Source organism: Micromonospora humida (assembly GCF_016901255.1).
GTDB classification, from domain to species: Bacteria; Actinomycetota; Actinomycetes; order Mycobacteriales; family Micromonosporaceae; genus Micromonospora; species Micromonospora wenchangensis.
On sequence record NZ_JAFEUC010000025.1, the window covers coordinates 18,453 to 30,977 of the forward strand.

Annotated in this window: 12 protein-coding genes and 1 rRNA gene; 2 read left to right on the forward strand and 11 right to left on the reverse strand. The window is 73.4% G+C overall.

The features are described from left to right. Window position 1: 1 nt before the first annotated feature. The 8 genes from JQX11_RS31705 to JQX11_RS31740 all read right to left on the reverse strand — a co-directional run bounded on the left by JQX11_RS31705 (window position 2) and on the right by JQX11_RS31740 (window position 8,034). On the reverse strand, window positions 2-868 hold the full coding sequence (locus tag JQX11_RS31705; protein ID WP_204928600.1) for a hypothetical protein: 867 nt from the start codon (window positions 866-868) through the stop codon (window positions 2-4). Window positions 869-926: 58 nt separating this feature from the next. Continuing rightward, the gene (locus JQX11_RS31710) at window positions 927-1,862 is read right to left on the reverse strand and encodes a copper transporter (protein WP_204928601.1); all 936 of its coding nucleotides are present in this window, start codon (window positions 1,860-1,862) and stop codon (window positions 927-929) included. Between the two features lie 27 nt (window positions 1,863-1,889). Further along, window positions 1,890-3,068 (reverse strand): putative cytokinetic ring protein SteA, encoded by a 1,179-nt coding sequence (gene steA / locus JQX11_RS31715; RefSeq protein WP_204928602.1) that lies wholly within the window; start codon window positions 3,066-3,068, stop codon window positions 1,890-1,892. A gap of 119 nt (window positions 3,069-3,187) precedes the next feature. Then, entirely contained in the window at window positions 3,188-4,945 is a 1,758-nt protein-coding gene (gene recN / locus JQX11_RS31720; RefSeq protein WP_204928603.1) for a DNA repair protein RecN, read from the reverse strand. Between the two features lie 147 nt (window positions 4,946-5,092). Continuing rightward, window positions 5,093-5,977, reverse strand: a complete 885-nt coding sequence (locus JQX11_RS31725) for an NAD kinase (RefSeq protein ID WP_204928604.1) — start codon at window positions 5,975-5,977, stop codon at window positions 5,093-5,095. A gap of 109 nt (window positions 5,978-6,086) precedes the next feature. Next, a complete protein-coding gene (locus JQX11_RS31730; protein ID WP_204928605.1) occupies window positions 6,087-6,932 on the reverse strand; it encodes a TlyA family RNA methyltransferase in 846 nt (281 codons plus the stop codon). An 18-nt stretch (window positions 6,933-6,950) separates the two neighbouring features. Next, on the reverse strand, window positions 6,951-7,289 hold the full coding sequence (locus tag JQX11_RS31735) for a hypothetical protein (RefSeq protein WP_204928610.1): 339 nt from the start codon (window positions 7,287-7,289) through the stop codon (window positions 6,951-6,953). Window positions 7,290-7,311: 22 nt separating this feature from the next. After that, the gene (locus JQX11_RS31740; RefSeq protein ID WP_232378979.1) at window positions 7,312-8,034 is read right to left on the reverse strand and encodes a phasin family protein; all 723 of its coding nucleotides are present in this window, start codon (window positions 8,032-8,034) and stop codon (window positions 7,312-7,314) included. 112 nt (window positions 8,035-8,146) lie between these two features. Between JQX11_RS31740 and JQX11_RS31745 the strand changes: the two genes are divergently transcribed. Continuing rightward, complete coding sequence (locus tag JQX11_RS31745) at window positions 8,147-8,482, forward strand: SCP2 sterol-binding domain-containing protein (protein ID WP_204928606.1); 336 nt, start codon at window positions 8,147-8,149, stop codon at window positions 8,480-8,482. Window positions 8,483-8,555: 73 nt separating this feature from the next. On the opposite strand, the gene JQX11_RS31750 is transcribed toward JQX11_RS31745, so the two are convergent. Both JQX11_RS31750 and JQX11_RS32840 read right to left on the reverse strand, forming a co-directional pair. Beyond that, window positions 8,556-9,575, reverse strand: coding sequence for an HAD-IIA family hydrolase (locus tag JQX11_RS31750; RefSeq protein WP_204928607.1), 1,020 nt, complete (start codon window positions 9,573-9,575; stop codon window positions 8,556-8,558). Continuing rightward, the gene (locus JQX11_RS32840) at window positions 9,572-10,642 is read right to left on the reverse strand and encodes a Replicase polyprotein 1ab (protein ID WP_307826476.1); all 1,071 of its coding nucleotides are present in this window, start codon (window positions 10,640-10,642) and stop codon (window positions 9,572-9,574) included. Before JQX11_RS32840 ends, JQX11_RS31750 begins: the two co-directional genes overlap by 4 nt. Before the next feature lie 108 nt (window positions 10,643-10,750). Here JQX11_RS32840 and JQX11_RS33255 point away from each other — a divergent pair, with 108 nt between their 5' ends. Continuing rightward, complete coding sequence (locus tag JQX11_RS33255; protein ID WP_204928608.1) at window positions 10,751-12,319, forward strand: hypothetical protein; 1,569 nt, start codon at window positions 10,751-10,753, stop codon at window positions 12,317-12,319. Between the two features lie 91 nt (window positions 12,320-12,410). On the opposite strand, the gene rrf is transcribed toward JQX11_RS33255, so the two are convergent. Further along, window positions 12,411-12,525 (reverse strand): 5S ribosomal RNA (rrf, locus tag JQX11_RS31765); the annotation flags it as partial.

Consider the following 12,525-nt stretch of genomic DNA (forward strand, 5'->3'; position numbering starts at 1 on the left):
GTCAGTCGGATCGCCGGCCCAGCGCGTCGAGTTCCCGCAGCACCGGGGTGCGCTGGATGACCGCCGTGAAGCTGACCTTCTCGCTGGCCGCGGTGAGACCCGCGAGGACCGCGAGCAGACCGGCCCGGCCGAGCGGGCCGCTGCGGGCGGCCAGGGCCACCCCGAGCAGCGCGCCGAGCGCGTTGGCCCCGCTGTCGCCGATCATCACCCGCTCACCGAGGTCCTCGTCGAGCAGCCCGGCGGCGGCACCGACCGCACCGGCGGCGATACCGGCGTGCGGGCCACCGGCCAGCGGCACACCGAGCAGAACCCCGGACTTCAACGCCCGACCGGGACGCAGGTCCAGCAGGTTGAGCAGGTTGGCGGTGCCGGCGACCACGCCCGCGCCGAGCAGCACGTCGACGGTGCGGCCGAGTGCGCCGTGGCGCTGCCGGCGGGGGTGCGCGGCGACCTTCGGGTCGGCGGCGAGCAGCACGGCCGCGGCGAGCCCGGCCGCACCCACCCCGGCGACCTTGACCATGCCGGCGGTGACCCGGCCGGCCCGCAGGGCGGCGAGGTGACCGGCGAAACCCTTGGCGGCCTTCTGCTCCGGGCGGGCACCCACCACGTCGTCGTAGAGGCCCACCGCGCCGGAGCCGAGACCGGCGACGAGCACCGCCGCGCCGGCCGGGACGCTGGCCGCGCCGAGCGCCCCCGCGCCGGACGCACCGACGGCCAGCGCCGGCCCGGCGGCGAGACTGACGGTACGGCCCCGGAAGTTGGTGCGTTCCAACGCCGGCCCCGCCGGGGAGGTACGGGCCTCCCGCAGCGCGTACCGGGCCGCGGCGGCACCGGCGGCGGCGGCGAGCAGCCGCCCGATCCCGCTCATGCGGCACCGCCGGACGGCGCGGACGGGTGGTAACCGGTCACCGGGGTACGTGGTTCGTTCACTGGGGCAGTCTAGGCACCAACGTGGCGTTGTCGCCGACGCCGTACTGACCCGTACGCTTCTCGGTGAGCTGTTGCACCAGGGCCAGGCTGGTGACCAGCTGCCCCTGCACGGTGTTGGCGTTGTCGACGGTGGAGATGGTCTGGGCGAGCACCGGGTCGCCCCGGACCACGGCCACCAGGTTGCCGCCGGCGGAACCGTTGCCGCCGACGACGATCGCGCCGGTCCGGTCGAACTGCTCGGCGATCTTCACCACCGACTCGTCCTTCTTCGCCGAGTCCTTGTCGACGTACGGCTGCCCGCTGACCACCACCACGGCCTCGGCCGGGCCGGTGACCTTCTCCTCGCTGGTCAGGTAGCCGGCGTTGACGTACGCGGCCAGCACCGCCCGCCGGTCGGCGTCGGTCACCGGCGGGGTGCCCTGCGGCCGGTCGAGCAGGACGCTGGCCAGCAGGGCGCTGGAGGTCTCCACCCCGTTGCCGTTGCCGGGCAGCGCCGAGGCGGGGGCGGTGGGCCGGGCGGCGGTGACGGCCAACTCCATCAGGCCGGTGTTGTTGTCCGGGTTGACGAACTTGTCCTGGATGTCGACCCGACCGGTGACGGTGGCCCCGGCGGTCTGGAGCATCTTCAGCACACCCTCGGTGTGCTCCCGCCCGGTCGGCAGGCTGAGCACCATGACCCGCTTGCCGGTCAACTTGCCCGGGAGGATGATCAGCGCCATCTCGGCGGCGAAGTCCTCCTCCATGTCCAGTTCCTTCTGAAGACTGTTGACCGACTGCCGCATCTGCTGGTTGTCCTTGCGCAGCGAGTTGACGGTCTCCTTGAGCGAGTCGGCGACCGGCCCGTTGAGGGCGGCCGTGCCGACCACCAGGCCGATCGCCAACGCCAGGAAGACCGCGGTCAGGGACACCACGTGGTACCGGAAGTTGATCACGCTTGCAGCCTCTTGATCGGTCGGGAGCTAGAAGAGCTGGCCGAGCTGGAACACGAAATTGTCCCACCACTCGGAGACCACACCCAAATACGCCTTGCCGACGGTGGAGACCGCCACGGCCGACGCCATCGCGGCGATCGCCGACAGGACCAGCAGCAGCAGCGACGACCCGGAGATGCTCTGCCGGTACAGCCGGCTCACCCCCTTGGCGTCCACCAGCTTCCCACCGACCTTCAACCGGGTGAGGAACGTCGAGGCCATCCCCCCACGCCCCTTGTCCAGGAACTCCACGAGCGTGGCGTGGGTGCCCACCGCGACCAGCAGCGAGGCACCCTTCTCGTCGGCCAGCAGCATCGCCAGGTCCTCGCTGGTCGCGGCGGCCGGGAAGGTGATCGCCGGCACCCCGAGCCCGTTGACCCGGGCCAGACCCGGCGCCCGGCCGTCCGGGTAGGCGTGCACGATCACCTCGGCGCCGCACCGCAACACGTCGTCGGTGACCGAATCCATGTCCCCGATGATCATGTCGGGGGTGTACCCCGCCTCGACCAGCGCGTCCGCCCCGCCGTCCACGCCGATCAACACCGGCTTGAACTCCCGGATGTACGGGCGCAGCACGTCCAGGTCGGCCTTGTAGTCGTAACCCCGGACCACGATCAGACAGTGCCGCCCCTGCACCGGGGTCTGGATCTCGGGAACACCCACCCCGTCGAGCAGCAGGTCCCGCTCCTGACGCAGGTAGTCCATCGTGTTGGCGGCGAACGCCTCCAACTGCACCGACAGACCCTCCCGGGCATCCGACATCGCCTTGGCGACCGACTCGGCATCCTGGAGGTCACCGTGCGCGACCGGCTCGTCGCCCAGGAAGACGGTGTTGCCCTCGATCCGGACGGTGTCACCCTCCCGGATCCGCTCGAACACCCCCTCGCCGAGGTCGTCCAGCAACACGATGCCGGCACCGATCAGCACCTCCGGACCGAGGTTCGGATACCGGCCCGACACCGACGGCTTGGCGTTGAGCACCGCCGCGACACCGACCGCGACCAGCGAATCGGCCGCCACCCGGTCCAGATCGACATGATCGATCACCGCGATGTCACCGGGGCGGAGCCGGCCGACCAGCCGCTTGGTACGGCGATCCAGACGTGCGGTGCCGAGAACTGAGTCCGGTTCCGCGTTCCGGGCCCGGCGCAACGTGGGTAGACGCATCGTGACCATCCTGGCATGGGAGGCAGGCATTTTCGTCGCGACATGCCTGAGCAGGGCCGCCTACCCAGGGAAGCACACCAGAGCGCAGGCCGGTGTGCCTCCGCTCACAATCGTTGCCCTCAGGGCCGCCTTTCCTTCGCCGCAACGGCCAGCAGCTCCTCGGCATGCGCGATACCCAGATCCGAATCCGGCAAACCCGCGAGCATCCGCGCCAACTCCCGGGCCCGCTCGGTGTCCTCCACCACCCGCACCCCACTGGTCGTCACCGCACCCCCGGTGTCCTTCGCCACCACCAGGTGCCGATCGGCGAACGCCGCCACCTGCGGCAGATGCGTCACCACCAACACCTGGTGACTACGCGCCAACCGGGCCAACCGCCTACCGATCTCCACCGCCGCCTGCCCACCCACACCCGCGTCAACCTCGTCGAACACCAGCGTCGGCGGACCACCCGACCCCGCGAACACCACCTCGATCGCGAGCATCACCCGCGACAGCTCACCCCCGGAGGCACCCCGCTGCAACGGCAACGACGGCGCACCCGGATGCGCCAGCAACCGCAACTCCACCTCGTCGGCACCATCCGGACCGACCCCGCACTGCACCCCGTTGACCGGCAACGTCGGCTCCGACCGCCCGGCCGGCCGGGGCAGCACCGCCACCTCGATCCGCGCGTGCGGCATCGCCAACCCCGCCAACTCCACCGTCACCTGCTCGGCGAACCGCACCGCCGCCTCCTGCCGGGACGCCGACAACCGCCCCGCCAACTCAGCCACCTCACCGGCCAGGCGCTGCGCCTCCCGGTCCAGCTCGTCGAGCAGCTCGTCGGAGGTGTCCAGGTCGGACAGCCGGGTCCGGGCCCGCTCCGCCCACGCGATCACCCCGTCGACGTCATCGGCGTACTTACGGGTCAACGCCCGCAACGCGGCCCGCCGCTCATAGATCGTCTGCAACCGGGCCGGGTCGGCATCCAACGCCGCAAGATACGTCGACAGCTCCGCCGACACGTCCGCCACCAGGGTGGCCGCCTCCTCCAACCGGCCCGCCAACTCACCCAACGCCGGATCGGTGCCCGCCTGTGCCTCCAGGGTCCGCCGGGCCGTGCCCAGCAGCGCCGTCGCATCCGGCGTGTCGTCGGCCGCCTCCACCCCACCGGCCACACACAGATGCGCCAGCTGCGCCGCCGTCCGCAGCCCCTCGGCATGCTCCAGCCGCTGCGCCTCGGCCTTCAACTCGTCGTCCTCACCCGGCTGCGGATCGACCCGGGTGATCTCGTCGAGGCCCAACCGCAGCAGATCGGCCTCCTGGTGCCGGGCACGGGCGTTACTGCGCCGGTCAGCCAGGTCGTCGACCACCTGCCGCCACCGCCCGTACGCCTCCCGCAGCGCGTCCACCAGCTTCTCGTGCCCCGGCCCGGCGAACCGGTCCAACGCCCCCCGCTGCTCGGCCGGCCGCAGCAACCGCAGCTGGTCGGACTGGCCGTGCACCGCCACCACCTGCTCGCCGACCTCACCGAGCATCGACACCGGCATGCTCCGGCCACCCAGGTGCGCCCGCGAACGGCCCTCCACCGTCACCGTCCGGCTCATCAGCAGCGAACCGTCGTCGTCCGGCCCACCACCGGCGTCCACGATCCGGGCGTGCACCACGTCGGCCACCCGACCGCCGAGCCGCAACCGCCCCTCGACCACTGCCCGCCCCGGCGCGGCCCGCACCCGACCCGCGTCGGCCCGCCCGCCGAACAGCAGGCCGAGACCGGTCACCACCATCGTCTTGCCGGCACCGGTCTCACCGGTGATGACGTTCATCCCGCCGGCCAGCGGCAGGGTGGTGTCCTCGATGACGCCCAGTCCGGTGATCCGCAGCTCTTCCAGCACAGCACCCGACAGTAGACGCGTGCTGCGACAGTTGACCAGCCGGCACGGGGCACCACACCGGCAGGAAATCCTCCACCCGCCCGCCACCGGCACCGCACCGCTGGTCGACGGCCCCGCAGGTGACCACGGACACCCGCACCGGCCCGATCAGCGGCGACTACCGCGCCAACCCTGCACCGGCAGATCGAACTTCGCCACCAGCCGGTCGGTGAACGGCCGGTCCCGCAACCGCACCACCCGCACCGGCAACGCACCCCGGCGCACCGTCACCGTCGCCCCCGGCGGCAGGTCGTAGACCCGCCGGCCGTCACAACACAGCACCGCCAACGTGGTGAACGGATCGACCGTGATGACGAACGTGGACGTCGGCGCGGTCACCAGCGGCCGACTGAACAGCGCGTGCGCGCTGATCGGCACCAACAGCAGCGCCTCCACCTCCGGCCAGACCACCGGCCCCCCACCGGAGAACGCGTACGCCGTCGACCCGGTCGGCGTGGCGCACACCACACCGTCGCAGCCGTACCGGGACAGCGGGCGACCGTCCACGTCGACAAGCAACTCCAGCATCTGGGCCCGCTCGCCCTTCTCGACGCTGATCTCGTTGAGCGCCCACGACTCGATCGTCGGGCCACCCTCGAACTCGGCCGTGACGTCGAGGGTGAGCCGCTCGTCCACCGTGTAGTTGCGCCCCACCACGTCCCGCACCGCCGTGTCGAGATCGTCGATCTCGGCCTCGGCCAGGAAACCCACCTTGCCCAGGTTGATCCCGAGCAGCGGCACCTTCGCCGGCCGGGCCAGCTCCGCCGCCCGCAGGAACGTGCCGTCCCCACCGAGCGCGAAGACGATCTCGGCACCCTCCGCCGCCTGCAGACCGTCCACCGGCACCACCCCGGGCAGGTCGAGATCATCGGCCTCCTCGGCCACCACCCGCACCTCGAAACCGGCCGCGATCAGGTCGGCGGCGACCGCCCGGGCATGCTCGGTGCTGCGCCGCCGCCCGGTGTGCGTCACCAACAGGGCAGTCCGGCTCACCGGTGCCACCGCCCGCGCCGCGCCCGGCCAGCCCCACCATCGTCGAGGTCCACCGGACCCGCCTCCCGTCCGCCCTCGCGGGACACCGTCCCGACGCCACCCACCACGCTCACCCTGCCACCTTCCCCGACTCCGGGTCCGGCCCGGGGCCGTTCGGCCCGGCGTCCACCACGGCGCGCACCCGCCCGGGATCGGCCGGCGGCGCGTCCCGGCGCAACCACACGAAGAACTCCACGTTGCCACTCGGCCCCGGCAGCGGACTGGCCGCCACGTCCGCAAGCCCCAGCCCGAGCCCGGCCGCCGCCGCCGCCACGTCCAGCACCGCCTCGGCCCGCAGCGCCGGATCACGCACCACCCCACCCGCGCCGACCCGCTCCCTGCCCACCTCGAACTGCGGCTTGACCATCAGCGCCAGATCCCCATCGGTACGGGTACAGCCCGCCAGCGCGGGCAGCACCAACCGCAGGGAGATGAACGACAGGTCCGCCACGGTCAGATCCACCGCCCCACCGATCACCTCCGGCGTCAGCGTCCGCACGTTGGTCCGGTCCATCGCCCGTACCCGTTCGTCGGTCCGCAGCGACCAGGCGAGCTGCCCGTAGCCGACGTCCACCGCGACCACCTCGGCCGCGTCGGCGCGCAACAGCACGTCGGTGAACCCCCCGGTCGACGCCCCGGCGTCCAGGCACCGCCGGCCCGCCACCCGCAACCCGCCGGGACCGAAGGCGGCCAGCGCGCCGGCCAGCTTGTGCCCACCCCGGGAGACGTACTCGTCGATCGGGTCCGCCCCGGTCACCAGCAGCGGATCGGCCGGGTCGACCATCGCGGCGGCCTTGCGCGCGGTCACCCCGCGCAACTGGACCCGACCGGCCTCGATCAGCGCGCCGGCCTGCTCCCGGGACCGGGCCAGGCCGCGACGGACGAGTTCGGCGTCGAGCCGGGTACGACGTGCCATGGGGGTGGTTCTCTCCGGTCAGGTCTGATCGATGGTGGCGAGGGTTTCCCGCAACGTCTGGTACGCCGCCTCGTACTGCGCGATCTGGTCGGCCGGGGACAGGCCCTCGGCGTTGGCCATCGCCCGCACGGCGGCGTCCACGGCCGGATGCCGGGCGTCGTCGACCTCGTCGTCGCGCCCGACGACCGGCGGCGGACCGGGCCGGCCGGCGGGCGGCGGCCCCGGCCGGGCAGTCGGCGGACCGGGGCGACCGGCCGGCGGCGGGCCTGGTGTTCCGGCCCCCGACGGGCCGGGACGACCGGCGGGCGGGCCGGGCGTCCCGACGGGTGGCGGACCGGGGCGAAACGGGCCGGTCACGACCGGCTCCCCACGCGACGGCTCACCCGGCACCACCGGAGCCGTCGTGGCCAGAAGTCCCCTTCCCGGGCCGGGGAGCACCCCGGTCGGCTCCGGTCGACCGGGCGGCCGGCGCGACCGCGTCCGCCGCCGGCCCGGCCTTCTTCGCCACCGCCTTCTTGGCGACCGCCTTCTTCGCCACCGCCTTCGGGGCGGTCGTCGCCACCGTCGTCGGGGTCACCGCCTTCTTCGCCACCGCCTTCTTGGCGACGGCCTTCTTCGCCACGACCCCGGTCGACGCCCGGGCGGTCCCGGCCGCCGCGTCGGCCACCGTCGCGGGAGCCGGCCCGGCCGCCGCAGCGGCCCCGGACCCCACCCCCGTGTCACCGGCCGTACCGGCCCCGCCGGTCGGCGGTACGGTCGTGTCCGGTGCCGCGTCACCGACCGGCGACCCGCCCGGTCCGCCCTTCGCCTCACGGAGCTGCCGTTCCAGCTCGTGCACCCGGCGGGTCAGCTCGGCGACCTCGTCGGCCGTCGCCAGCCCCACCGCACCCAGCGCCCGGTCGACCTCGAAGCGGACCAGCTTGGTCAGCGCCTCCCGGTTCGCCGCGCCGGTGGCGAGAAGTTCCTCGGCGAGCGCCTGCAACTGGACGGCCGTCGCGCCGCCCGTGCCGGCCAACCGCCGGGCGGCGTCCTGGGCCCTCTTCCGGGGCGCCTCCGTCAGGCCCAGGGCCAGCTCCAGGTAGGCGCGCCACGCGTCCTGCATGACTCAAGTCCTTCCGCGGGGGCAGTGTGCGGCCCTCACGCTACCGGGCGCCCCGGGCCGTCCCTTGCGGTACGGTGCCGGAAAACGGCGTGGCGGGTACGAAGGAGACGATGTGGCAAGCGTGGACGAGTGCCGACAGGCCCTGCGGGATCTTGCCGACCGGTTGGACCGGCACGCCGGCGCGTCCAGCAAGATCGATCTGGACCGGACCCTGGCCTGCCGGATCACCGATCTGGAGACCGCGTTCCACGGCCGGATCGAAGGCGGCCGGCTGGTCGATCTCGCCGACGGCGACGACCCGAAAGCGAAGATCGCCCTGGTCACCTCCAGTGACGACCTGGTCGCCCTGGTGCACGGCCAGCTCGACGTCACCAAGGCCGTCGCCGCCCGCCGGATCTCCATCAAGGCCAGCCCGTTCGACCTGCTGAAACTGCGCAAGCTGCTCTGAGCTGCGGCCCGGCGACGAGCGGGCCGGCACCGATGCCCGGTGCCGGCCCGCTGCGCCGTCAGACGGCGCGCCGTCAGGTGGCCAGGCCGAACCCGGCCAACGCCTGCTCCGCCTCCGGCGAGGCCGGACGGACGTCCGCGCCGGTGCCCGCTTCCCAGGCGACCGCACACAGCACGGCCACCGCGTCCAGCGGCCGGCCGGCACCGCTCAGCTCCACCGCACCGTCCACCACCACCGCCGACCATCCACCGGCCTGCGGGGCGCCGGGAACCCGGACCACCGCCGTCGGATCGAACAGCCCGGCCAGGTCCGCCGCCACGTGGGTCGGGCGCCGCTGCTCGGGGGCGCCCAACAGCTCGGGTACGTCGCTGACGCCGGTGAGCACCAGCAGGCTGTCCAGCCCGGCCCGGCGGGCACCCTCGATGTCGGTGTCCAGCCGGTCACCGACCACCAACGTACGACCGGTGCCGGCACGCCGGGCAGCCGTGGTGAACAGCGCCGGCTCGGGCTTGCCGACGACCACGTCAGGCGCCCGGTCCAGGGCGTGCCGCAGGGCAGCCACCAGCGACCCGTTGCCGGGCAGCGGGCCCCGTCCACTCGGCAGCGTCCGGTCCGTGTTGGTGGCCACCCAGGTCGCCCCGGCCCGGATCGCCACCGACGCCTCGGCCAGGTCCACCCAGCCCACCTGCGGGCCGTACCCCTGCACGACGGCGACCGGCGCGGCGTCGGCGCGGTCGACGGGGGTGAGCCCGACGGCGCTGATCTCGGCGCGCAGCGCCTCGGCACCGACGACGAGCACCGCCGCGCCGGCCGGCAGCCGGTCCCGCAGCAGCTCCGCGGAGGCGGCGGCCGAGGTGAGCACCTCTGCCGGCTCAGCCGGTACGCCGATGCCGGTGAGCAGGTCGGCGACCTCGCTGGAGCGCCGCGAGGCGTTGTTCGTGGCGAACGCCACCGACCGGCCCTCGGCCCGCAGCGCGCCCAGGGCCTCGACCGCGCCGGGGATCGGCCGGTCGATCAGGTAGATCACTCCGTCCAGGTCGAAGACGACCAGGGCGTACCCGTCGATCAGCCGGTCCCCGGCGACTGCGGTCATCGCTGTTCCGCCTCCGCCGCGCCGTCGACCGGCCGCACCCCACCCGGGGCCGTCGCCTCGTCGACGCCAGTGGCCGGGGAGGCGACGGTGTCGGGCCTGTCGTCCGCAGAGGTACCCGCGACGTCGTCGGCGTCCCGTGCGGCACCGGCAGGCAGGTCGTCACCGGCACGGTCGTCCCGGTCGGCGTCGCCGACATCCTCGGCGGCGTCCGGCCGAGTCGGCGCGGCACCCTCGTCCTCGTCCTCGTCCTCGTCACCGTCGTCGTGGCTGTCGCGAGCCTCGACGTCTTCGTCGTCTTCGTCTTCGTCGTCTTCGTCGGCGGTCCGCCGGGCCCCGGCGTCCGGGTCGGCCGGCAGCGTGCCGGTGGCCTCCCCCTCGACCGGCTCGTCGTCCTCGTCGTCGCCCTCGATCACCACGCCGTCGAGTTCCAGCAGCCGCTCCGGCGCGTCGGTCTCCCCGTCGGTGTCCACGTCGGCGGCCCGCGAGAACCACTCCCGGGCCTCCTCGCGGCGGTCCACCGCGAGCAGCGCGTCGGCGTACGCGTACCGCAGCCGCGCGGTCCACGGCTCGGCCACCTCGGTGGTCAGCTCCGGAACCTGGAGCATCGCCACCGCCGCGTCCTTCTGCCCCAGGTCACCCCGGGCACCTGCGGCGACGATCAGCAGTTCGACCGCGACAGCCTTGTCGAGCTTGTCGTTGTCGGCCCCCCGGAACAGGTCGATCGCCCGCTCCGGCCGCCCCAGCGCCCGCTCGCAGTCGGCCAGCACGGCCAGATGGCTCTGCAGGCCGGTCATCCGGTGGTACGTACGCAGCTCGGCGATCGCCGTCTGCCACTCCCCCGCGTGGTACGCGGCCAGGCCGACCGCCTCACGTACGGCGGAGATCCGGGCGGCCAACCGCCGGGCCGCCATCGCGTGGGCCAACGCCTCCGCCGGGTCCTCGTCGATCAGCTGACCGGTGGCGACCAGGTGCCGGGCGACAGTCTCCGCCACCGGCTTGTTCAACGACAGCAGCTCCGCCCGGACGGCCGTGTCGAGGTCACTCGCGGAGATCTCGTCCGGCAGCACCGGCGCGACCGCCCGGCCGTCGTTCTCGTCCCGACGCTCCCGGTCGGGGCCGAACCCGCCCTCCCGGCGGCGGTCGTCCCCCCGCTGGTCGTCCCGGCGCGGCCGGTCGTGACCGCCGCGCTCGCCGCCCCGGAAACCACCCTCACGACGGTCACCGCCGCGCGAGTCGTCGCCTCGGAAGCCACCCTCGCGACGGTCACCGCCCCGGAAACCGCCCTCACGGGAGTCACCGTCCCGACGGAAGCCACCGGGCCGGGAGTCGCCGTCACGCGGACCCGACCGGAAACCACCCTCACGACGCTCACCGGAGAAGCCGCCCTCACGACGGTCCCCACCACGGAAACCACCCTCACGGCGGTCACCGCCCCGGAAGCCACCCTCACGGGAGTCGCCCCCACGGAAACCGCCCTCACGGCGATCTCCGCCGAAGCCACCGGGCCGACGGTCGCCGCCGCGGAAGCCGCCCTCGCGGGAGTCGCCGCCCCGGAAACCACCTTCACGCGGGCCCGACCGGAAGCCACCACGGTCACCACGCGAATCGTCACGACGGTCCCCGCCCCGGAAACCACCCTCACGCGAATCACCGTCCCGACGGAAACCACCGGGCCGGGAGTCACCGTCACGCGGACCCGACCGAAAACCACCCTCACGACGGTCGCCACCACGGAAACCGCCCTCACGGGAGTCACCGTCACGACGGAAGCCACCTGGGCGGGAGTCGCTGTCACGCGGACCCGACCGGAAACCGCCCTCACGGGAGTCGCCACCGCGGGAGTCGCCGCCCCGGAAGCCACCTTCACGCGGGCCCGACCGGAAACCACCACGGTCACCACGCGAATCGTCACGACGGTCCCCGCCCCGGAAACCACCCTCACGCGAATCACCATCGCGACGGAAGCCACCGGGCCGCGAGTCGCCGTCACGCGGACCCGATCGGAAACCACCCTCACGACGCTCACCGGAGAAGCCGCCCTCACGGCGGTCCCCACCACGGAAGCCACCCTCACGGCGGTCACCGCCCCGGAAGCCGCCCTCGCGGGAGTCACCGTCACGACGGAAGCCACCGGGCCGGGAGTCACCGTCACGCGGACCCGACCGGAAACCACCCTCACGGCGGTCGCCACCCCGGAAACCGCCCTCGCGGGAGTCGCCGCCCCGGAAGCCACCTTCACGCGGGCCCGACCGGAAACCACCACGGTCACCACGCGAATCGTCACGACGGTCCCCGCCCCGGAAACCACCCTCACGGGAATCACCATCGCGACGGAAACCACCAGGCCGCGAGTCACCATCACGCGGACCCGACCGGAAACCACCCTCACGACGCTCACCGGAGAAGCCACCCTCACGACGGTCCCCACCACGGAAACCACCGTTTCGTGGCGCGTCACCGTCGCGGCGGAAACCACCCTCACGGCGGTCGCCACCACGGAAACCACCGTCGCGGGAATCACCGTCGCGACGGAAACCACCTGGGCGGGAGTCACCGGTACGCGGGGCCGACCGGAAACCGCCTTCGCGCCGATCGCCGCCCCGGGGTCCACCCCGCGAGGCACCGCGGTCGTCGCGGTCGCCACGGTACGGGGGACGGTCGTCTCGGCGGGGGCCGGCGTCCCGCCCCTGGGGACGGTCGGAGCGGTCTTCGTATCGCGGACGGTCTCCGCCCTGCGGTCCTGAACTCACAGGTACATCCTTCCTAATTGCGCCACCCACGGCGCGACGCAGTCGAGGGCCGACCCGGATGGGGCGGCCCTCGACTGGAAAGGTTGTCCGGCGGTGTCCTACTCTCCCACACCCTCCCGAGTGCAGTACCATCGGCGCTGGAGGGCTTAGCTTCCGGGTTCGGAATGTGACCGGGCGTTTCCCCTCCGCCATGACCGCCG

Bases quoted from the DNA above. Each gene is read 5' to 3' on its own strand.
- steA (WP_204928602.1), bottom strand. From the start codon at position 3,068: ATGCGTCTACCCACGTTGCGCCGGGCCCGGAACGCGGAACCGGACTCA.
- JQX11_RS31705 (WP_204928600.1), bottom strand. From the start codon at position 868: ATGAGCGGGATCGGGCGGCTGCTCGCCGCCGCCGCCGGTGCCGCCGCG.
- JQX11_RS31750 (WP_204928607.1), bottom strand. From the start codon at position 9,575: ATGACCGCAGTCGCCGGGGACCGGCTGATCGACGGGTACGCCCTGGTC.
- JQX11_RS31740 (WP_232378979.1), bottom strand. From the start codon at position 8,034: ATGCAGGACGCGTGGCGCGCCTACCTGGAGCTGGCCCTGGGCCTGACG.
- JQX11_RS31730 (WP_204928605.1), bottom strand. From the start codon at position 6,932: ATGGCACGTCGTACCCGGCTCGACGCCGAACTCGTCCGTCGCGGCCTG.